Origin of the sequence: Micromonospora sp. NPDC048830 (assembly GCF_043198215.1) — a bacterium.
Lineage (GTDB): Bacteria > Actinomycetota > Actinomycetes > Mycobacteriales > Micromonosporaceae > Micromonospora.
In genome coordinates this window covers 27,629-48,941 of sequence record NZ_JBICUP010000042.1, presented here as the reverse complement: position 1 = coordinate 48,941, position 21,313 = coordinate 27,629, and the positions used below count along the sequence as shown (strand labels likewise).

Below are 21,313 nucleotides of genomic sequence, written 5' to 3'. Positions count from 1 at the left end.
GCCACGTCCCGCTCGCGGTTATCAATGCTCATCTTGAGATATCCTCCATGCTTTCAATCGAGCGAACCAATCGAAAGAGTTGAGTCAACCTCCCACGTCTCCGGAAAAAATATTGACGGATCAGAGTACGCCCTTACCGCCTCAACCCACTGTGGCGAACTAACGGAAACAACGAACCAGTCATGGTCACTGCTCAACAAATACACATCACCTCTGCGGTCAGCACCAAAGTTCAAACCTGCCAGGATCCGTTGAGCCTCGGCGTACTCCGCCTTGCGCAGGTACAACCCACGGAAGACAGGCGGAAGGAACATAAATGTCACACCCGCAAAAAGAACCTCTATCCGGAGAGGACTACTGCCATTTGAAGGAGGAGGGCTTTGCAGGAGCAACTGGCAGTGAGTTTGCATAAAGTCCACTACCTTGAACTGCCGGTCAGTAACCATGTAGGAAGGCGCCTTGTACAAGCTCACCACCTAGCCCACCTGCCTTCCAATGAGTCAGCCGAGGCCCTTGAAGACTACCCACTCGTCGTCAGTCGTAGGCAACCGCAATGACTGCTTCACGCCGTTGACATACCATGAAACACTCGATGGCGATCTCTTTCCAAGCATCAGCGCGAGAGAGAGCCTACTCATCTCCCAGTTAGTGCCATTGCCACTCGCCACGTCTCGCCACCCCCTCAGCTTCTGCCCTGCCCTCATAGAATTCTGAAACTGCTCTAGCGGGGTAGCGCCAGTAAGACCATCAAGGGTTACCGCTATATGTACACTTTTGTCACGAAGAGCTTCATCGACCTTGTTCATCCACATGGGCTGCCCATTGTTGTCCAATTTCCCAAGCTCGGGCCCGTTGAACGTATAGGCATTGACCCCGCTTTCGGATCGCAACCTTTCGGCCAGAGCATCAGCACCAATTCCTTCATCTGGATGGTTCAGTCCCAGTACAACTGTGCAGTTGTGCACCAGGACCGGGGTATTACCGGCCAGCACATAGTACGTGTGGATGTCGGCGACGGTGAGGTCGTGCATCCGCTTGTCGCCGGTGTAGTTGCGTACCTCGACGACCGTGAGTTGGTCTCCTGGGCCGCCGCCGCCCATTCCGGCGCCGGTGCCGTCGCCTTCCAGGCGCTTGTCGTCGTGCACAAGCAGCCGGTGACCGGCGGCGAGTTTCGCGGCGTCGACCCATCTGCCGTCGGTGGCGTCCCAGAACGGGTGGTGCTGGGTCGTCTTCACCACCGTCGTCTTGCCGGTCTTGTCGTCGCGGACGGTGACGTCGGTCAGGTCACGATCCTGATTGACGTGCAGCTGGGTGACCGGCTTCGCCGCACTCCGACCGGTCTCCGGGTCGGTCGCGGCGACCTTGTCACCGTGCTGCAGATCCTCGATCGGTTTGCTGCTGCCATCGGCCAGCAGCACCCGGGTCGACGGATCGAAGCTGTGCCGCGTGCAATCCGCCGAGCCGTCGGCCTGGCGGTGCCGCCCCTGCGCACCGGGTCCACCGGATGATCCACCCGCGGAAGCTGCCCTGCCCCCGCCATCAGCGGTGGCGTTCGAGCCCCCGCCGCCGGCCTTCACGTCACCACTGCCCGGGGCACGTCCGCCCAGCCTGGGCAGCCGGCTTCCGGCCGCGGCAGCGGCCTTCGCCCCACCCGCCGCTGCACGGAGGCCACCGCCGAGCCGGCTGAGGCCCGCCGACAGCGCGCCGTCCAGACCGCCCTCGATCATCGTGCCGGCCAGGCCGCTCCAGGAGAACTCCTGATCACCTCGGGAAACATCGACCATGAACCCGGTACCGGCGGCCATCGCACCCGCTGCGGCCCCGGCCAAAATCAGACAGCCCACCCCGGTCGCGCACAACGCGCCGATGGCGACCGCCGCGACGAGCCCCGCCGCCGCGGTGGCGACGAACTTCCAGGGATCCTTCTTTATCGCCTCGACTGTCGCCTTCGCGCTGTCGACGGCTTTCTTCACCGCTTTCTTCGCGGTCTCCTTGACGCACTTGCCGACGCCGCCCGACAGGCACTTCTTGGCCGAGCGCATGGCGTCCTTGACCGAGTTGGCCTTCTTCTTGACCCAGCGGACCGTGGACTTCTTCACCACGTTCCACGCCTTGGTCGCCTTGCTGGTGGCCTTCTTCACCCCGGACTTGACGGCCTTCCAGGTCCGGCCCGACGTGACGTGCTTGAACGCCGACGTCGCGGCGGTGGTGGCCGCCCGGAACGTCGACACCGGGTTCGTGACAACCCTGGCGACACTCGACACGGACCTCTTGAAGCTCGACCAGCCCCAGTGCCCGGTCGGGTCGACCGTGGTCAGCGGGTTGCCGTCGCCGTACTGGAAACGGTTGGCCGCGACCGAGTCCGGCACCGGGGACACGTCGGCGCTGTCCCGGGTGTCGAACTGCCCGGTGGCCGGGTTGTACCAACGTGCCAGCATGTTCACCCGGCCGCTGAGCCCGTCCGTCCACTCCGACTGGTAGCCGAGGTTGCCGACCATCCCGCTGGTGGTCAGCACACTGCCCAGCGGGTCATAGGTCGTCGACCCGGCCAGGGCCGTCCCGGTGGCGGAGAACTGCCCCACCACGTCCCAGTGCTGATCGGTCCAGGCGTACCGGGAACCGGCACCGGCACCGGACCCCACACCGAACAACTCCCCCGCCGGGCCACGCGTGTAGGTCGCGGTGCCGTCCTTGGCCAGGTGGTTACCCAGACCGGTGTACGCGAAGCCCGGCTTGATCGCCCGGCCCAGCCCGTCGTAGTCGTAGCTGGTGGTGACGCCCCCGGCAGCCTGCTGGGACCGCACCTGGCCGAAGGCGTCGGTCTGGGTGTCGTACGCGACCGACCCGGACATGGTGCGCTTCAACGTGCCACGCGCGGTGTAGAGGTACGACGAGCCGTCGTTCTGCGTCAGTAGCTGGTTTCGGGCGTCGTAGGTGAACGTCTTGGACCCGTTCTGGGTGCGGTTGCCGGAGGCGTCGTACGCGTACGTGGTCGACGTCGTCCCGTTGCTCCACGAGGTCAACCGGTCAGCCAGGTCATAGGTGTACGTGTTCGACGCGGACCCGGCGAATCCGGTGGTCGCCTTCGACGTCTCGTTGCCGTTGGCGTCGTACCCGTAGGTGATCGAGCCGAGGGTGACGGTGCCGGCGGCGTTCTTCAGGGTGTCGGTCTTCAGGCGGTGCAGGTCGTCGTAGGTCAGGGTACGGACGTTGTTGTTGGTGCCGTAGGTGATCGTCGCCGGCTGGGAGAGCTTGTTGTAGGCCAGGGTGACGTTGATCGACGTCGTCGGGTTGGACGCGGTACGCAACCGGCCGACGTTGTCGTAGGTGTAGCTGGTCTTCCCGGCGACGTCGGTCCGCGACGCCAACTGCCCGTCCCGGTTGTACGAGAACGAGGTGTTGTCGGCCGGCCCGGTGATGGTCAGCGGCAGGCCACGGTCGTCGTAGGAGATCGTGTTGGTGCCCGACGGGACGGACAGTCCGGTCAGGCGGCCCGCGTCGTCGTAGTCGAAGACCCGATCAGGGGTGGCGACCTCCGCCCCCGTGCCGGTGATCTGCCGGATCTGCCCGAGGTCGTCGTAGGTGTTGGTGACGCTCACCCCGCCCGGGGAGTCCTGCCGCACCGGGCGACCGGCCGCGTCGTAGGCGACGGTGAAGGTACGTTCTGCCGCGTTCGGGTACGCCGCCGTCGCCGGTTCGATGCGCGACTCGGGCAGCCCCCACGAGTTGTACGTCGTCCAGAAGGCGTTGCCCCGGCCGTCGGTGAACCGGGTCTGGTTGCCGGCCAGGTCGTAGCCGAACGAGGTCCCGATGGCGGTCGTCGCGGTGACCGGCTGCGTCTCCCCGGTGAGGTTGCCCAGCGCGTCGTAGGTGAACGTGGTGGTGGTGCCCCGGGCGTCTTTGACCGCGGTCGGGTTGCTGTTGTCGTCGTAGCTCAGGGTCTCGGTGGTGAGCAGCGCGTTGGTCGCGCTGTAGTTCTGTATCCGGGTGACCCGCCCGGCCCCGTCGTAGGTGGCCGTCCGGCTCGTCAGGTCCGGCAGCGTCGTCTTGACCACCCGACCGAGCCCGTCGTATTCGGTCGTGGTGACGTTGTTGGCCCCGTCGGTCTCGGTCAGCGGCTCGCCCACCCAGTTGTAGGTGGTGCTCCGCACCACGCCTTCCGGCGTGGTCACCTTCTGCAGCCACGGGCCGGCGGCCGGGGTGTTGCCGTACGCTCCGGTGCCGTACCCGTAGGTGGTGGTGTTGGTGACCGGGACCGGCTGGCGGACCACCTGGCTGGAGGTCAGCATCCGGCCGAGGTAGTCGTAGGTCGCGGTGGTCTTTGCCCCGGTCGGGTCCACCGTCTCCAGCAGGTCGCCCACCTTGTCGTACTTGGCGATGGTCACCTTTCCTGCCGGGTTGGTGACCTTGGCGACGTTGCCGAGTGAGTCGTACTCGAAGGTCGTGGTCTTGCCGCGTCGGTCGGTGCTCGACTCGACCTGGCCGAGCGGGTCGTAGACCGTGCTGGTCTCCGCCGCGGCGATCGGGGTGCCACCGGGCGGGGTGTAGGCCGGCATGATCGTTTTGATCGGTCGGCCCACCGCGTCGTAGCGGGTGGTGAGGACGTTGGTCAGCGGGTCCTGGGTCTCGGTCGCCTCACCGAAGGTGTTGTAGCCGGTGCGGGAGACCGGGACGGCCGGCACCGGCGCGCCGCCGCCGAAGGTCTCCGTCGACACCGACGGCGAGACCACCTTCGCCAGTTGCCCAGCCGCGTCGTACTCGAAGGAGGTCAGGTTGCCCATCGGATCGGTCATCGCGGTGACGAGGCCACGCTTGTCGACGGTGTAGCTGGTGGTCAGCCTCTTCGGCGTCACCGTCGTGGTGGCCTTTCGGCCGTTACCGCCGCCGTAGAGCGTGCCGACCTCGTCGGCGCTCAACTCCTCCTGGAAGATCTGCACGTTGTCGATCGCCCCGTTGACCAGTTGGGTCTCGTTGGGGCCGATCAGGATGCCGCCGACGGACAGTGGGGTTGCGGCGTTCCAGGGGGTGGGCTGGGTGGTGCTGCCGGTCCGCGAGCCGTTGACGAACAGACTCATTTCCTTGGTGCCCGCGTCGAAGACTGCGACCAGGTGGGTCCAGGTGTTCACGACCGGAGCGGCGCTGGAGCGCGCGGCGCTCCAGGTCGTCGAGCTGGTGTCGGTACGGGCGGCGGCGAACTCCCAGCGGTTGAAGGACTTGCTGTACTTGAGGAAGAAGGCGCCGTTGTTGAGACCGCCCTCGCCGACCATCGTCTGGTCCTGGTTGAGGTCGGTCAGCTTGACCCAGGCCGACACGGAGTAGGACTGGGTGGTGTTCAACGCGGGTTGCTGCGTCTGGAGGACGTTGGTGCGGTTGAACAGCGCGGCGCCGTCGGAGCGACCGACGATGCCGTTGTACGAGTAGAGGGTTCGCGCCGACGGCGAGGAGTCGTACGCCTCGTAGCCGGCGGCCTCCTCCATCCGCCACCATCCGGTGGGTAGGGCGGCGCTCTTGACGCTGACGCTCTCCGAGGTCACCCGACCCATCGGGTCGTAGGTGTTCTCGACGGTCTGCAGCGGAGTCTGGAGCTGTCCGACGAGACTCTGGGTGCTGACGACGCGGTCGTCGGCGTCGTAGGAGTACTTGGTGACGCGCTCGAGGTCGTACGGCTGCTCGGTGGAGGAGACCAGTCGTCCCGCGGCGTCGTAGCTGTGGGTGGTCCAGTTGGCGCCGTTGTCGGCCAGCTGCATGATCAGGTTGCCGACGGCGTCGTAGCTGTTCTCCTCGCGGACGAAACGCTTGACGCCGTCGGTGCGGGTGACCTTCGTGACGTTGTCGTTGAGGTCGTACTCGTACTCCGTCACCCAGTTCATCGCGTCCGTGTCCGAGGCGAGGTTGCCGTTGGCGTAGTAGGCCTTCGACGACACGCGGGTGCTGGTGCCGTCGGCACCGATGATCGTGGTGGTTAGTTGCTGGCCCACGGCGTCGTAGGTTTCCGCCTCGGTGCGCAGGATGTCGCCGTTCGGACAGGGGCTTCCAGGTGGCGGGCTGACACGACAGGCCACGGCGCTGGTGAGGTTGCCGTAGTCGTCGTACGCGAAGAGGGTGACGGCACCGACGGCGTCGACGGTCTTGACCAGTTGCCCGTGGGAGTTGTAGTCGCTGGTGGAGTCGCGCGGGGCGTCCCCGCCGGTGGTGTCCTCGATCTTGCGGTAGGTGACGTTGCCGTCGGCGTCGTACGTGGTGGACGTCCTGGCCGTGTGGATCGCACCCGTCACCTGGTTGAGCACCGGCGGGTCGAGCTGTTCGACGACCTGTCCGGCCGGGTCGTAGGTGTAGGTGGTGGTCAGATCGCCGACGGGCGCCTCGGCCTTGACTGTTTTCGTGCGGGTACGCCCGAGGCCGTCATAGGTGAACTCGGTGACGAGTCCGGCCGCGTCGGTGATCCGTACCGCGTCGCCGGCCGAGTTGTACTCCGTGCGCTGCGTCGCTCCCTTGGCGGACACGGTCGTCAGCGGCAGGCCTGGCGGCACCGTGCCGCCTCCGACCGCGGGGGTCGCCGCGGTGGAGTACGTCATCGTCGTGGCCCGTCCGGACGCGTACCCCGCGACGGGTGGGGAGGTGACGCTGACCCGGTTGCCGGCGGCGTCGTAGCCCAGCTTGGTGAGGTACGTGTTGTCGGTGGTGCTCTGCGACCGGGCGTCGCGCACCTCGATGAGCTGGTCGTTCCTCGGGTCCGGTGTGAGGTTCACGGTGGTGGAGTCGGGCCAGTACTTGTAGTAGGTGCTGTCGCATGTCGTCTGGTCGCGGCAGACGGTGGAGCGGATGGTGTTGCCACGCACGTCCCGGGCGGAGACGGTCTTCATGCCCAGCGGGTCGAACTCCACGGACTCGAAGCCGCCGACGTCGTAGCCGTAGGAGGTGGTGCGGCCGAGGGCGTCGGTGGCGGCGATCAGGCGGTTGCCGTTCACGATGTCGTAGACGTCGGTCGACGTCTTGTTCGTGGGGTCCGTGGTGGTGACGGTGGCGACGGGGGTCAGGGTCGCGGTCGGCCCGCTCTGCAGGGCGCTCTTCGCGGCCCGGTAGTGGGCGTCCACCTCCGTCGGCGGAAGTTCCCGGTCGTAGTAGGCGAACTCGGCGATGTTGCCCTTGAAGTAGCTGACGTCCGCCGACGAACTGGGCCATCCCCTGGTGGTTCCGGCTCCGATGTACGACACCAGGGCGTTGGTCGCCTCCATGGCGCCAAGCGCGCCGACGATCTTGTTGTCGAGGTAGAGAACCTGCCGGGTGGTCGACGCGGACAGCACGACATGGTGCCACTTGCCGTCGTTGACCTTTGTCGTGGAGGTGATCGGCGCGTTCCACGTGCCGTTGTAGAACTCGCCGCGCAGTAGACCGTCGGCGCCGATGTACAGCGCGGGCGTCCAGTTGGATGTCGTGGGGGCGTTGTTCAGTTCGTTGCGCTGGTAGGCGTAGAGGACGCCGCTGGCGGCGTGGTTCACCGGCGTCTTGAACCACATCTCCACGGTGGCGTCGTCGACGAGGGGGAAGTCGACGCCCGGGTAGGCCTGGTTGGCGGGATTGTAGGGCTTGACGTAGGAAGAGGTGCCGTTGAAGATCGCGCCGTAGGTGTCGGCGAACGGGCTGGTGTCGGCCTGGTTGGTGTCGAAGGTGACCGCGCTGTAGCGGGCTTCATGGCTGTGCACGACGTTGACCGCGTCGGCCGGCGCCTCGACGTCGCCGAGTCGCCAGTAGTCGGTGGGCTGTGAGCCGAGGACGGCCGACACGTACACCAGGCTGGAACCGGAGGCGGTCGGTGCGCCGACCTTCCACACGCCGCCCTTCTCGTCGGTGACCTCGAAGACTCGGCCGGTGACGCTGTGGTAGACGACCTGCGCCTGGACCCTCCCGGCGGCACTGGTGACGAGGGACAACTGCGGGGTGCCAGCGCGGCCCGTCCGGTACATCGCGGCGACGTCGGTGCTGGTGAGGCCCCTGTTGTAGTAGGCGACGTCGGCGATCGACCCGGTGAAGAAGGTGGCGGTCGGAGTGCTGTGCGGCTGGCTCGGCCAGGCGCCGCCGAGGAAGCCGGCGCCCAGGTAGGCGTTACCCGCGTCGAGACCGTGCAGGTTGATCGCACCGGTCAGGCTGCCGACCTGTGTGCCGTCGAGGAACAGTTGCTGGCTTCCGCCGTTGCCGGCGAGGACCACATGATGCCACTGCCCGTCGGTGACAGGCCCGGGCGAGGACATCGCACCCGCCGGATTGGCGGAGCCCAGTTCGCCGCGCAGCTTGCCGTCCGAGCCGATGTAGAGGGCGGGGACGAAGGCAGCGGTCGTGGTGGCGGCGGGTGTCACCTGGTCCTTCTGGTAGCTGAACAGCACCCCGTTCGGGGAGCTGGTCTTGAACCACATGCCGATCGACTGGTAGGAGCCCTCGGCTACGGCCTTGGCGGGCAGGGTGACCAGGGATGACGTGCCGTTGAACGACGCGGACGTGGAGGTCGAGTCCGGCAGCGCCGGCCCGCCGCCCAGGGTCACGTCGGTGTAGGAACCGCTGTCGGCGCCGTCCTCGGAGACCACGGCGCTGGCCGCGGCGGTCGTGTTCGGGGCCTCGTTGAGGCGCCAGAACGCGTACGGGTCGCTGTTCAGGACAGTGTTGGCATGCTGCGACACCGACGTGTAACCGTAGGTGAGGCACTGGGTGCCGGCGCCGGGCTCGCAGACCGACGTCAACTTGTCGCCGTCGTAGCCGTAGGTCCAGGTCAGGGCGGTTGCCGTATCGCTCGGCACGACCGGATCGGTGACGACGGTGGCGATGTGCGGTGCCGTGGCGGCCGGCGGCGTCGACCAGGTGAAGGCCAGACTGCGACTGGACGCCAGTGACGTCATCTTCTTCAGCTGGCCGCCGGTGTCGTACTCGAAGGTCACGGCGCGGCCGGAGGCGTCGGCGATCTTCGTGATCCGGTGGACGCCGGACGCGGCGGCCCGGGTGAACTCGTAGACTGTGGCGTCCTTGTCCGTCAGGGAGTAGCCGCCGGTCACGGGCTTGAATGCCGAGTACCGCCCCAGCGGCGCGACCCAGGTGCCGTCGTTGTTACGGCCGAACGCGGCCTCCTGCCCGTCCGGATAGCGCACGGCGACGGTCTGCAGGCTCCCCGAGGCGTCGCGGATCTCTCGGGTCCTCATGTCGAGGATCGACGACCAGCCGTGGCCGAAGGCGTTGTCGACCCGGGTGTCGAGGCTGTTGTAGTCCCGGTTGACGGCCAACGCCGGCCCGACCGTGGTGACCTGCGCATCGATGTCGGAGGTGGTGTAGTTGCCGACGTTGCCGTCGTATCCCTTGTCGCCGTTCTGCGCGAGCGCGGAGGTGATCGGGGGTTGCGGCACCTGGGTGCTGAACGCGTACATCGGTGTGGTCGGGCCGCTGGAGGAGTAGTCGTTGGCCTGGACCGCGTACAGGTAGGTCTTCTTCCATTGCAGGACGCCGGCGGGCACCTTCCACACGCCACCGCTGACCCAGCCGGAGCTGGTCAGCTGCGTCCCCTGGTCGTTGTAGATGATGAAGTTGAACCGAAGACCCTTGGCCGGCCAGTTGTCCGAGTCGTGGCCCTGAGCGATGAGCTCCGGGGTGAGGGTGTCAAGGGCGACGTTGTTCGACGGGTATCGCAGGTCGACCTGCGGGGCGACGTTGTCGGTGTAGGTCACGTCGATGAACGGAGCGCAACTGATCAGGCCGTAGGTGCTGTGGTTGCAGTTCACCGCGGCGTCGGTGGAGGTGAAACGCTTCCACGCGTCCCTGTCGGTCTCGGAGGCGGTGAGTGCCAGCCCGTAGGTGCTTGCGCCGGTGACCCACTCGTTGATTTCGTCGACGTCCATCGGCACCGAGACCCAGGTGCCGACGGTGCGGTCGGCGGCGGTGTTGCCGCAGGCGGCGGTGCTGCTCGGGGAGGCGTTGCCGATCGACGGCGTGTACGGCGGGAAGGTGCCGTACTTGACCGTGGAGGTAGACCAGTTGGCGGTTACCCGGTGCACGTCGAACCGGCGGGCCACGCACCCGTCGCCGGCCCCCTGGTAGGTCAGGAAGACGTTCAGGTCGGCCGCGCTGAGTCGCTTGCCCGCGTAGGCGTTACCGAAGGCGGGGTAGAAAGGCAACAGGGTCTTGGCCTTGCCGGTACCGCCGTCGAAGGTGCCGACCGCGACACTGTGCTCGGTGTTGCGTTGGGGCTCGGTGCCACCCGACTGCACGTAGGTGTCATCGCTGGTCGTGGGGGTCCGGCCGGTACTGGGATCGAGAACCACCGGGAACTTGCGCGCCGGGTCCCGCAACCAGTTCCCGTCGACGGAAACCTTCAGCGCCGGGCCGTCGACGGTTGTCACGATCTCGAAGCGGACAGCGTAGGAGGTAGCTCTGGCACCGGTCTTGTCGACGGCGGAGTCCTCCATCCAGCCAACCGGCATGCGCGCCGCCATCTTGCCGGCAGCGTCAAGGAAGACAACCCCGCCGTCGTCCTCGATCTGCGGGGTCAGACCGGTCAGGCGCAGGGGATACAGGTACTCGGTCGCCACGTCAGGCGATCGGAAGATCAGACTTTCCTTGACCGTGCCGCCACTCGACCGGAGGGTCAGGTCAACGTTCGGGAAGACGTTCGAGTAGGTGGCGGTAGCGCCGGCCAGGGTGGCCGCGCTCGGAGCGGCGCCTCGCAGGTCGTAGCCGAGAATGTCGCCGCGGCCGAGGTCCATCCGCATGAGCGGCTGCGACGTCCCCGCCGCGCGTGGGGCGAAGGTGACATCGATGGGATTGGCGCGGACCCGCAGCCGATCGTCGGCCTGCTGAAGGGTGTTGTCGATCTGCTGCCAATCCCCCTTCGAATCCTTGAAGTTCACGGGACGCTGGTGGACCCGCCGGGTGTAGGAGCCATCCGGGTTCTGGAAGACATCGGAGGTGCTGGTCGACGCCTCCGAGACACGCCTGCTGGCGGCCACGTCGAAGCCTTCGGCGGAACGGGTCGTGCGTACACCCACCTCGGGCTTGCGCGGCTGCATCAGCTTCAGCTCGCCCCGGGCGGGCCGGACTCGGCTGTGGTCCTGCACCGGCGGCGAGGCGACGTAGTGCCCCCGGTCGGGTGACTGCCCCATCTGCTGCTGCGGAGTCGCCGGCTCGGCCCATGCGAACCGGAGCGCCAAAAGGTCGGAGAGCCAGGAGAGCGGGAACCCGCTGCTGCCAGGGTGGTGCAGTGGCGCCTTGGGAGCCCCCACCGTCATCAACATCGTCAGGACGAGGACCATTGCCAGACGGCCGACGAGCCGAGCCCGCCTGCGGCGACGATCGACAACCACGATGCGCCCACGCTGCCGCCGACCGCCCATGGCAGCCCTCCCCCGTTGATCAAACTATACGGAGAGAACAGACTCCCTGACGTTGAGCAAAAACTCAAGCATGGAAATGCAGGAGATCATCTGGTAGTGGTCCACGCCTCGCGGACCACCATCTCCACTCCCGCCCGAACATCGGCAGCCGTCGTGGCCGGCACACCTCGCACGCCTTCGACCGGTCGGTCCGATCCCACCGTCACATAGCGGGAGCCCGGGAACCGCGAGCGCCCCTGCTCCAGTGCCGCCACCGGCGCCTCACCCACCGCCACCACGACTCGGCAACCATCCAGGGCCAGGGTGTTGAAGTACGCCAGCGCATTCGCCGAGGTCTGCGGCCCCGCCACAGCCAGATACTGGACCCTGATGGACTCCGCGACGGAAACCCGCTGCATTCCAGCCCACGCGGCCCCCGCAAGCTCGCCCGCCAAACCCTGATCGTCAGTCAGCAGGCACGCGGTGAACGCCTCGTACTGCCGCTCGCGCGGTTGCGGCGCCACCTGATCTCGCGGCCAGAACGCCCAGGTCACACCAACAGCCAGGCCCACGACCAACAACGACGCCAGCACGACAGGCCAACGCAACCGCTTCATACGACCTCACGATGCCAATGGACAAGCGACGGGTTTGGATCGGTGAGCGTAGCCGACGCTCGCCTCAGGTGCGTGCCGCTTCTTCTCGGGCCCGACTTCCCACACCTCTACGAAGCACGGCACGAGCCCACTTGTCGCACAAACAAGGCAGCGGCGAGGCAACGCCTACGCGCCAGCGAACGTCACGCCCCCGACCCACCTCATCATCACGGTCCGGCACTGGCCGACACAGCGGCCCCTTGATTCCGTGTCTTGCGCGACACGCGGCGAATCAGCCCAAATGGCGCCATCCGGTCATGCTCAAAGCGTCGAATGCCGGCTTTGTCACGTTACCCGGGCCACAAAGGGACGATCGCCGTGGCCATCTGGTCACGGCGATCGTCCAATATGTTCGTTGCGATTGCCTATTTCCCCAGCTCACACTGTCGGGACGGCCGGATTCGAACCGACGACCCCTTGACCCCCAGTCAAGTGCGCTACCAAGCTGCGCCACGTCCCGATGCTCCCGCGCGGTGCTTAACTCCCCGCGACAGCCGGTACAGCTTAGCGCACGATCTTCGGTCCGTCCGCACGGGCCCCACCTGATCCTCCGGCGCGCCGCGGCACCCTCACACCCCCTAGAGCGTCCTAGGAGGGTGGGGTGGGCGGGGCGCTGGCGGCCCCGCCCAGCCGTCGGGTCAGCCGTGCGCCTTGCCCCGGCCGCCCGGGCCGAGCTTCTTGCGCGGGCGTACCGAAATCTCGATCGGGCTGCCCTCGAAGCCGAACTCCTCGCGGAGCTTGCGCTCGACGAACCGCTGGTAGCCGGCGTCCAACGGGCCGGTGCTGAACAGCACGAAGCGCGGCGGGCAGGTGCCGGCCTGCGTGGCGAAGAGGATGCGCGGCGCCCGACCGCCCCGCACCGGGTGCGGGGTTGCCTGCACCAGCGCGGTGAGCCACTGGTTGAGCTGCGCGGTCGGCACTCGGGTCTCCCAGCTGGCGAGCGCCTTGCGCAGCGCCGGGGCCAGCCGGTCGACGGCCCGGCCGGTCTTGGCCGAAACGTTGACCCGGATCGCCCAGGGGATGCGGCGCAGCTCCCGCTCGACCTCCTTCTCCAGGTAGTACCGGCGGTCGGCGTCGACCAGGTCCCACTTGTTGAAGGCGAGCACGAGGGCTCGCCCGGCCTCGGTGACCATCGACAGGATCCGCTGGTCCTGCTCGCTGATCGGCTCGCTGGCGTCGAGCAGCACCACCGCCACCTCGGCGGCCTCGATCGCGGACGCGGTACGCAGGCTGGCGTAGTACTCGGTGCCGCTGGCCTTGCCCACCCGCTTGCGCAGGCCCGCGGTGTCCACCAGCTGCCAGGTCTGGCCGCCGATCTCCACAAGGCTGTCGACGGGGTCGACGGTGGTGCCGGCGACGGAGTCGACGACCGCCCGTTCCTCGCCGGAGAACCGGTTGAGCAGGCTGGACTTGCCCACGTTCGGGCGCCCGACCAGGGCCACGCGGCGCGGGCCGCGGGGGCGGTTCTCCAGTACGGCCGGCGCGTCCGGCAGGGCGTCCAGGATGGCGTCGAGCAGGTCGCCGGAGCCCCGGCCGTGCAGCGCGGAGACCGCGTGCGGCTCGCCGAGGCCGAGCGACCACAGCGAGGTCGCCTCCATCTCGACGGAGCTGTTGTCGGCCTTGTTGGCCACCAGGATGACGGGCTTCGCGCTGCGGCGCAGCATCTTCACCGCGGCCTCGTCCACATCGGTGGAGCCGACCACGGCGTCGACCACGAAGAGCACCACGTCGGCCGTGGCGACCGCCGCCTCGGCCTGCGCGGCGATCGCCGCGGCCCGGTCCTTGGCGTCCGGCTCCCAGCCGCCGGTGTCCACCACGGTGAACGCGCGGCCGGACCACTGCGCGTCGTACGGCACCCGGTCCCGGGTCACCCCGGGGACGTCCTCGACGACCGCCTGGCGGCGGCCGATGATCCGGTTGACCAGGGTCGACTTGCCCACGTTGGGGCGGCCCACCACAGCCACCACGGGCTGCGGACCGGTCTGCTCCTCGGTGTCGAGGTCCGGCTCGCGCAGTTCCACCCAGCCCTCGTCGTTGGTCACGCCACTCCCCGCTCGGTCAGCAGCGAACGCAGCCGGTCGACGACCTCGTCGATGCCCAGCTCCGTGGTGTCCAGGACCACCGCGTCGGCGGCCTGCTGCAACGGGTCGGCCTTGCGGGTGGAGTCGAGCCGGTCCCGGCGGGCCAGGTCGGCGGCGGTCGCGGCCACGTCGGTGGCGTCCTCGGCGCTGCGTCGCTGGGCGCGGGCCTCCGCCGAGGCCGTCAGGTAGACCTTCAGGTCGGCGTCCGGCGTGACGACCGAGCCGATGTCGCGGCCCTCGACCACCATTCGCCCGGCCTGGTCGATCAGTTCCCGCTGGCGGGCCACGAGCAGCGCCCGCACCGCGGGTACGGCGGCCACGGCGGAGACCGCCCCGGTCACCTCGGGGCCCCGGATCTCGCGGTCGACGGAGATGTCGTCGACGGTCACGCCGTACCCCTGGGGGTCGGTGCCGATGCGCAGGTCGGCCTCGGCGGCGACCTTGGCCACCGACTCGGCGTCCGTCAGGTCGACCCCGGAGCGCAGCACCGCCCAGGTGACCGCCCGGTACATCGCGCCGGTGTCCAGGTAGCGTGCGCCGATGCCGCCGGCGAGCCGCCGGGAGACGGTGGACTTACCCGAACCGGACGGCCCGTCCACAGCGACCACGCAGCGCCCGGTCCGTACGTTTTCCTCCACCGTGTTCCTCCTCAGCCCGTACCTCGCGGGGTTCGGCGGCCCGCCGCGAGCGGTTGTCCGTCGTCGTCAATCATGCCCGCGCCCTGCCGGGGCCGCGCGCGACGCCGCCGTGACGCCCCGTCGCGGGCGTCACGGAAGCCTACCGGTTGTGGTACCCGCGACCGCGGGTCAGTCACCCACCGCATTGAACAGGGCGGCGACCTCGGCGTTGGTGAGCCGGCGGGTCCGTCCGGCGCGCAGGTCGCCGAGCCGGATCGGCCCGATCGAGGTACGCACCAGCCGCGACACCGGGTGGCCGACCTCGGCCAGCAGCCGCCGGACGATGTGCTTGCGCCCCTCGTGCAGGGTCAGCTCCACCTGGGCGGTCTTGCCCAGGGTGTCCACCACCTTGAAGGAGTCGACCTTCACCGGGCCGTCCTCCAGCTCGATGCCGGCCGCCAGCCGCTTGCCGAGGTTGCGCGGGATCGGCCCGGCGACCTCGCACAGGTACGTCTTCGGCACCCCGTACGAGGGGTGCATGAGCCGGTGGGCGAGGGTGCCGTCGTTGGTGAGCAGCAGCAGGCCCTCGCTGTCCGCGTCGAGCCGCCCGACGTGGTAGACCCGCTGCTCGACCCGGTTGCCGAGGAAGTCGGACAGGGCGGCGCGTCCCTTCTCGTCCGCCATCGTCGAGACGACCCCGCGCGGCTTGTTCATCGCCAGGTAGACCAGGCGGGTGTCGGCCTGCAGGCGCTCGCCGTCGACGTGGATGACGTCGCGGGCCGGGTCGGCCCTGTCGCCGAGCTGGGCCACCCGACCGTTGATGGTGACCCGGCGGCGGAAGATCAGGTCCTCGCAGGCGCGTCGGGAGCCCACGCCGGCGGCGGCCAGCACCTTCTGCAGGCGCTCGGCGCCCTCGTACACGGGGGCGTCGGGCTTCGGGGCACGGTCATCGCGTCGCATCGGCAAGCTCTTCTACGTCGTCGGGGAGGAACGGGGCGAGCGGGGGCAGCTCGTCGACGGAGTTCAGCCCCAGCTTCTCCAGGAACATCGTGGTGGTCCGGTAGAGGAACGCCCCGCTGTCCGGTTCGGTGCCGCACTCCTCGACCAGGCCGCGGGAGACCAGCGTACGGATCACCCCGTCGCAGTTGACACCCCGGATGGCCGAGATGCGCGAGCGGGTCACCGGCTGCTTGTACGCGACCACGGCGAGGGTCTCCAGCGCCGCCTGGGTCAGGCGTACCGACTGCCCGTCCAGCACGAACCGCTCGACGTACGTCGCGTATTCCGGCCGGGTGTAGAGCCGCCAGCCGCCCGCGGCCCGGCGCAGCTCGAAGCCGTGCCCGGCGGCGGTGTAGCCGGCCGCGATGTCGTCGAGCATCGCGCCGACCCGCTCCGGCGGCTGCTCCAGCACCTGGGCGAGGGTCAGCTCGCTGACCGGCTCGTCGACGACGAGGAGGATGGCCTCCAGCGCCGCCCGCAGCTCGCGGTCGTCGAGCTCGGGCGGTGGCTCGGGCGCGGCGGTCGTCCGCCGTCGCCCCGCCGGCTGCTTCCTCGGTACGCCCGCGGCGGTGTCCCGCTCTCCCGCCTCGACGTGCCGCTCTCCCGCCTCGACGTGCCGCTCTCCCGCCTCGACCTGGCGCTCGCCGGCCTCCGACCGCGCGGCGTCGGGCTGGGCGGCCTCGGCAGGGGCGGCCTCGGCAGGGGCCGCCGCCGGCAGCACGGTCTGGGGAGGCTCGGCTACCGACGTGGCTGCCGGCTCGGCTGCCGGCACGGCTGCCGGCACGGCATCCGGCACGGCTACCAGCGCGATGTCCGCCGCATCCGGGTCCGGGCCCGTGGGAGGATTCGGCTCCTCGGTGGGCCGTTCGCTGCCGAGGTCTTCCTGGGGTCGACGGGCGGCGGGGGGTCGGGGGCGCTCCCACGGCGGCACCCAGGCGGCCGCCTGGTCGGCCAGCGAGTCCTGGCGCTCCTCGTCACTCATCCCGCTCCCTCCATCGACTCCATGTCGCCGACATGGTCCGGTCCCGGTGGCCCGGACCCCGCCACGTCGCCGACATCGCGCGGCGGACTCTCGACGCTGCCGGCGTACTCGTCGACGCGCAGGTCGGTGCCGCCGTCGGCGGGGCCGGTCCACCGCACCGTCAGCTCCGCCAAGGCCTGCTCCTGGACGAAGGAGACCAGCCCCTCCCGGTACAGCTCGAGCAGGGCCAGGAACCGGGCGACCACCTCGAGGGTGGCCTCGCAGTCGGCGCAGAGCAGGGAGAACGTGGCCGTGCCGGCGCGGCGCAGCCGCTCGCTGATGATCGCGGCGTGCTCGCGCACGCTGACCCGGACCATGTGCACGTGGGCGATGGAGACCTCGGGCACCGGCTTCGGGGTCATCGCCTTGACCGCGAGCTTCAGCAGCCGTTCCGGGCCGATGCCGAGGACCAGGTCGGGCAACGCCTCGGCGTACCGGGGCTCCAGGGTCACGGACCGGGGGTAGCGCCGACCGCCGACCGCCTCCAGCTCGGCGAGGTGCGCCGCCGCCTCCTTGAACGCCTTGTACTGCAACAGGCGGGCGAACAGCAGGTCGCGCGCCTCCAGCAGGGCCAGGTCCTCCTCGTTCTCGACCTCGGCGGCGGGCAGCAGCCGCGCCGCCTTGAGGTCGAGCAGGGTGGCGGCGATCAGCAGGAACTCGCTGGCCTCGTCCAGGTCCCACTGGTCGCCCATCGCGCGGATGTACGCGATGAACTCGTCGGTCACGCGGTGCAGGGCCACCTCGGTGACGTCGAGCTTGTGCTTGCCGATCAGTTGCAGCAGCAGGTCGAACGGGCCGGTGAAGTTGTCCAGCCGGACGGTGAAGCCAGCGGCCTCCGCGCCGGGCAGGCCAGCCTCGGCGGCCCCGTCGGCCGAGGCGGTCACCGGTGCCCCGTCGGGCGCGCCGGCCAGGACGGGCGGGTCGGCCGCGGTCGCCGAGCCGGACGCACCGGTCGCCGCGCCGGACGCACCGGTCGCCGCGCCGTCGGCGGGCGGAGGCCCGACGGGCGGGTCGAGGGGCGGCGCGGTCACCGGACGACCGTAGTCCACGCTCCGGGAGGCCCGGCGGGAAGGTGCGCCCCGGGGCGCCCGCCGGTCGGACGGCGCACGGCCTACCGTTCCGCCTGGGCGGCGATCACCTCGCGGGCGAGCTGCCGGTAGTTACGGGCGCCCGACGAGGCCGGATCGAGGGTGGTGATGGGCGCGCCGGCCACCGTGGACTCGGGGAACTTCACCGTCTTGGTGATCACCGTCTGGTAGACCTTGTCGCCGAACGCCTCGACCACCCGCTGGAGCACCTGCCGGCAGTGGGTGGTGCGGCTGTCGTACATGGTGGCGAGGATGCCCTCCAGCTCCAGGTCGAAGTTGAGCCGCTCGCGCACCTTGTCGATGGTGTCCAGGAGCAGGGCCACGCCGCGCAGGCTGAAGAACTCGCACTCCAGGGGGATGAGCACCCCGTGGGCGACGGTCAGCGCGTTGATCGCCAGCAGGCCGAGGGACGGCTGGCAGTCGATGAGGATGTAGTCGTACTCCTTGCGGATCGACCTGAGCACCCGGGCCAGGGCCATCTCCCGGGCCACCTCGTTGACGAGCTGGATCTCGGCCGCGGAGAGGTCGATGTTGGCCGGCAGCAGGTGCAGGCCCGCCACGTCCGTCTTGATGAGGACGTCCTCGGGCGTGACGTCGTCCTGCATGAGCAGGTTGTAGACCGACAGGTCGAGGTTGTGCGGGTTGACCCCGAGCCCGACCGAGAGGGCGCCCTGGGGATCGAAGTCGACCAGCAGCACGCGGCGGCCGTACTCGGCCAGCGCCGCGCCCAGGTTGATCGTGGTGGTGGTCTTGCCGACGCCGCCCTTCTGGTTGGCCATCGCGATGATCCGGGCCGGGCCGTGCCGGTCGGTGGGCATCGGCTCCGGGATCGGCTTGCGCATCGTGTACGCCGCCGGATCCGCCGGGCCGAGGTCCGAACCGAGCGCGGCCTGCTGCTCGCGGAGCTCCGACGTCCAGGTCTCGGCACGGTCACCGTTGCCAGCCATGTCCTCGTTGCCCCCTCCCGACGACCACCCGGCGTCGGAGCCGTCCGACCCCCTCGCGGCGCCGCTGCGCACCCGGTCCGCTTCGCTCCGCCAGGCCCGCGCCATGCCGACTGTACGCCACCGGCGAGCAGCGCGTTCGGCAGCCGTGCGGCGTGTCGGCCGCCTGCCTGGCCGGGGCCGGTGCGCCTGCCCGGCCCGGGCGGGGCGGGGCGGACCGGGACCGCCGGGGCACGCGGGCTCAGCCGCGGGCGCGGGGATGGGCGGTAGCGTACACCTCGCGCAGCCGCTCCACGGTGACCAATGTGTACACCTGGGTCGTGGTCACCGAGGCGTGGCCGAGCAGTTCCTGCACGACCCGCACGTCGGCGCCGCCGTCGAGCAGGTGGGTGGCGTACGAGTGCCGCAGGGTGTGCGGGGAGACCGCGCCGGGGCCGTCCACCGGCAGTCCGGCCCGCTCGGCGGCCCGGCGCAGGATCGTCCACGCGCCCTGCCGGGTCAGCGCGCCGCCGCGGGCGTTGACGAAGACCGCCGGGGTGCCCCGGCCGGCGGCGACCAGGGCGGGCCGGCCGCGTACCAGCCAGGCGCCCAGCGCCTCGACGGCGTACCCGCCGATCGGCACGAGTCGGGTGCGCCCGCCCTTGCCCCGCAGCAACGCCGTCCCCTCGCCGGTGTCCAGGTCGTCGACGGCGGCGCCGACGGCCTCGGAGATGCGCGCCCCGGTGCCGTACAGGAACTCCAGCAGCGCCCGGTCGCGCAGCGCGAGCGGCGCGGCGTCACCGGCGGCGGTCAGCGGCCCGGCGGTCTCCAGCAGCCGCACCACCTGGTCGACGGCGAGCGCCCGGGGCAACCGGCGCGGCGGGACGGGCGGGCGGACGTCCCGGCTCGGGTCGCCGCCGGCCAGGCCCTCGCGCACGGCGAAGCGGTGCAGGCCGCGCACGGCGCTGGCGGCCCGGGCGGCCGAGGAGACCGCGAGCGGCGGGTGGCCGTCGGAGCCGGCGCGCAGCCGGGCCAGGTGCGCCTCGACCTGGGCGGCGTCGACGGCGGCCAGGTCGGTGACGCCGGCGGCGGCCAGGGTGGCCAGGTAGCGGTCCAGGTCCCGCCGGTACGACGCGAGGGTGTTGGCGGACAGGCCGCGCTCGACGGTGAGGTGGTCGAGGTAGCCGCGCACGGCACGGCGCAGGGCCGGCGCGGGCTGCCTGCCCGCGCCGGCCCCGTCCGGTGCTCCGGTGCGCGCCTCGTCGGTCAGGCCAGCACCTCGGTCAGCGGCAGGTGTCGCATGCCGTGCGCCTCGGCGACCGGCCCGTACACGACCTGGCCGTCGTGGGTGTTCAGGCCCAGCGCCAGGGCCGGGTCGCGGCGCAGCGCCTCGCGCCAGCCGTGGTTGGCGAGCTCGAGGGCGTACGGCACGGTGACGTTGGTCAGCGCGTACGTGCTGGTGTGCGGCACGGCGCCGGGCATGTTCGCCACGCAGTAGAAGATCGACTCGTGCACCTTGTAGGTCGGCTCGGCGTGCGTGGTCGGGCGGGAGTCCTCGAAGCAGCCACCCTGGTCGATGGAGATGTCCACCAGCACGCTGCCCGGCTTCATCCGGGAGACCAGCTCGTTGGAGATCAGGGTCGGGGCCTTCGCTCCCGGCACCAGCACGGCGCCGATGACCAGGTCCGCGTCGAGCACGGCCCGCTCGATCTCGTACGCGTTGGAGGCGACCGTCTGCAGGTGGCCCCGGTAGATGGCGTCGGCCTGCCGCAGCCGCGCGACGTTCTTGTCCAGCAGCAGCACCTCGGCCTGCAGGCCGAGCGCGATGGCGGCGGCGTTCATGCCGGACACGCCGGCGCCGATGACCACGGTCTTGGCCGCGTACACGCCGGAGACGCCGCCCATCAGGATGCCGCGCCCGCCGCCCTGCCGCTGCAGGTGGTACGCGCCGACCTGCGGGGCGAGCCGGCCGGCCACCTCGGACATCGGGGCGAGCAGCGGCAGCGACCGGTCGGGCAGCTCGACGGTCTCGTACGCGATGCCGGTGACCTTCCGGTCGAGCAGCGCGTCGGTGCACGCCTTGGAGGCGGCCAGGTGCAGGTAGGTGAAGAGCACCTGCCCCTCGCGCATCCGGTGGTACTCCTCGGCGATCGGCTCCTTGACCTTGAGCACCATCTCCGCGGCGACCCACACCTCGTCCGCCGTGGCCAGGATCTTGGCCCCGGCGGCGGCGAACTCCTCGTCGGTGATGCTCGACCCGGCGCCGGCACCGGACTCGACGAAGACCTGGTGGCCGCCGCGGGTGAACTCGTTGACGCCCGCCGGCGTGATCGCCACGCGGTACTCGTGGTTCTTGACCTCGCGTGGGATTCCGACCTTCACGTGCAGACCCCTCTCTCCGGGGCCGTCCCACCCCGACTGTCGGTGCGCGCCGGCCCCGTTGCCGCCGCGGTCCACCGCTCCCCGCGGCGGCAGTCTAGGCCCGCCGAATCCGCTGGGCAGCCGACACAGTGACATCCGGTGGCCGGCTGTGCTGACGATGTGTCAGGTATCGACCGGGCCGGCGGTGGAGAGCGCCTCAGC

Annotated in this window: 11 protein-coding genes and 1 tRNA gene; all 12 read right to left on the bottom strand. The window is 69.8% G+C overall.

What is annotated here, in order from left to right:
• Nucleotides 1–53 precede the first annotated feature (53 nt).
• Nucleotides 54–476, bottom strand: a complete 423-nt coding sequence (locus ACGFIZ_RS27540) for a hypothetical protein (protein WP_393423943.1) — start codon at nt 474–476, stop codon at nt 54–56.
• Between the two features lie 24 nt (nt 477–500).
• Entirely contained in the window at nt 501–11,255 is a 10,755-nt protein-coding gene (locus ACGFIZ_RS27535) for a LamG-like jellyroll fold domain-containing protein (protein ID WP_393423940.1), read from the bottom strand.
• Nucleotides 11,256–11,452: 197 nt separating this feature from the next.
• Nucleotides 11,453–11,962 (bottom strand): hypothetical protein, encoded by a 510-nt coding sequence (locus ACGFIZ_RS27530; RefSeq protein ID WP_393423937.1) that lies wholly within the window; start codon nt 11,960–11,962, stop codon nt 11,453–11,455.
• Nucleotides 11,963–12,387: 425 nt separating this feature from the next.
• Nucleotides 12,388–12,461, bottom strand: a tRNA-Pro gene (locus ACGFIZ_RS27525).
• A gap of 178 nt (nt 12,462–12,639) precedes the next feature.
• A complete protein-coding gene (gene der / locus ACGFIZ_RS27520; RefSeq protein WP_393423934.1) occupies nt 12,640–14,043 on the bottom strand; it encodes a ribosome biogenesis GTPase Der in 1,404 nt (467 codons plus the stop codon).
• Nucleotides 14,040–14,720: a (d)CMP kinase gene (gene cmk, locus ACGFIZ_RS27515; protein ID WP_393423931.1), complete on the bottom strand. Its 681-nt coding sequence runs from the start codon at nt 14,718–14,720 to the stop codon at nt 14,040–14,042. Before cmk ends, der begins: the two co-directional genes overlap by 4 nt.
• A gap of 168 nt (nt 14,721–14,888) precedes the next feature.
• A complete protein-coding gene (locus tag ACGFIZ_RS27510) occupies nt 14,889–15,659 on the bottom strand; it encodes a pseudouridine synthase (protein ID WP_393423928.1) in 771 nt (256 codons plus the stop codon).
• Nucleotides 15,646–16,680: an SMC-Scp complex subunit ScpB gene (scpB, locus tag ACGFIZ_RS27505; RefSeq protein ID WP_393423925.1), complete on the bottom strand. Its 1,035-nt coding sequence runs from the start codon at nt 16,678–16,680 to the stop codon at nt 15,646–15,648. The genes ACGFIZ_RS27510 and scpB overlap by 14 nt, the downstream gene beginning before the upstream one ends.
• Nucleotides 16,677–17,750 (bottom strand): segregation and condensation protein A, encoded by a 1,074-nt coding sequence (locus tag ACGFIZ_RS27500; protein WP_393423922.1) that lies wholly within the window; start codon nt 17,748–17,750, stop codon nt 16,677–16,679. The genes scpB and ACGFIZ_RS27500 overlap by 4 nt, the downstream gene beginning before the upstream one ends.
• 80 nt (nt 17,751–17,830) lie before the next feature.
• Nucleotides 17,831–18,754, bottom strand: a complete 924-nt coding sequence (locus ACGFIZ_RS27495; RefSeq protein ID WP_393423919.1) for a ParA family protein — start codon at nt 18,752–18,754, stop codon at nt 17,831–17,833.
• A 238-nt stretch (nt 18,755–18,992) separates the two neighbouring features.
• A complete protein-coding gene (locus ACGFIZ_RS27490) occupies nt 18,993–20,000 on the bottom strand; it encodes a site-specific tyrosine recombinase XerD (protein WP_393423966.1) in 1,008 nt (335 codons plus the stop codon).
• Nucleotides 19,997–21,112 carry an alanine dehydrogenase gene (gene ald, locus ACGFIZ_RS27485; protein ID WP_393423916.1) on the bottom strand — a complete coding sequence of 372 codons (1,116 nt, stop codon included), beginning with the start codon at nt 21,110–21,112 and terminating at the stop codon, nt 19,997–19,999. Before ald ends, ACGFIZ_RS27490 begins: the two co-directional genes overlap by 4 nt.
• Between the last annotated feature and the right edge of the window lie 201 nt (nt 21,113–21,313).

Excerpts from the sequence above, each read along its gene's own strand:
- ACGFIZ_RS27495 (WP_393423919.1), bottom strand. The coding sequence starts at position 18,754 with ATGGCTGGCAACGGTGACCGTGCCGAGACCTGGACGTCGGAGCTCCGC.
- scpB (WP_393423925.1), bottom strand. The coding sequence starts at position 16,680 with ATGAGTGACGAGGAGCGCCAGGACTCGCTGGCCGACCAGGCGGCCGCC.
- ACGFIZ_RS27510 (WP_393423928.1), bottom strand. The coding sequence starts at position 15,659 with ATGCGACGCGATGACCGTGCCCCGAAGCCCGACGCCCCCGTGTACGAG.
- ACGFIZ_RS27530 (WP_393423937.1), bottom strand. The coding sequence starts at position 11,962 with ATGAAGCGGTTGCGTTGGCCTGTCGTGCTGGCGTCGTTGTTGGTCGTG.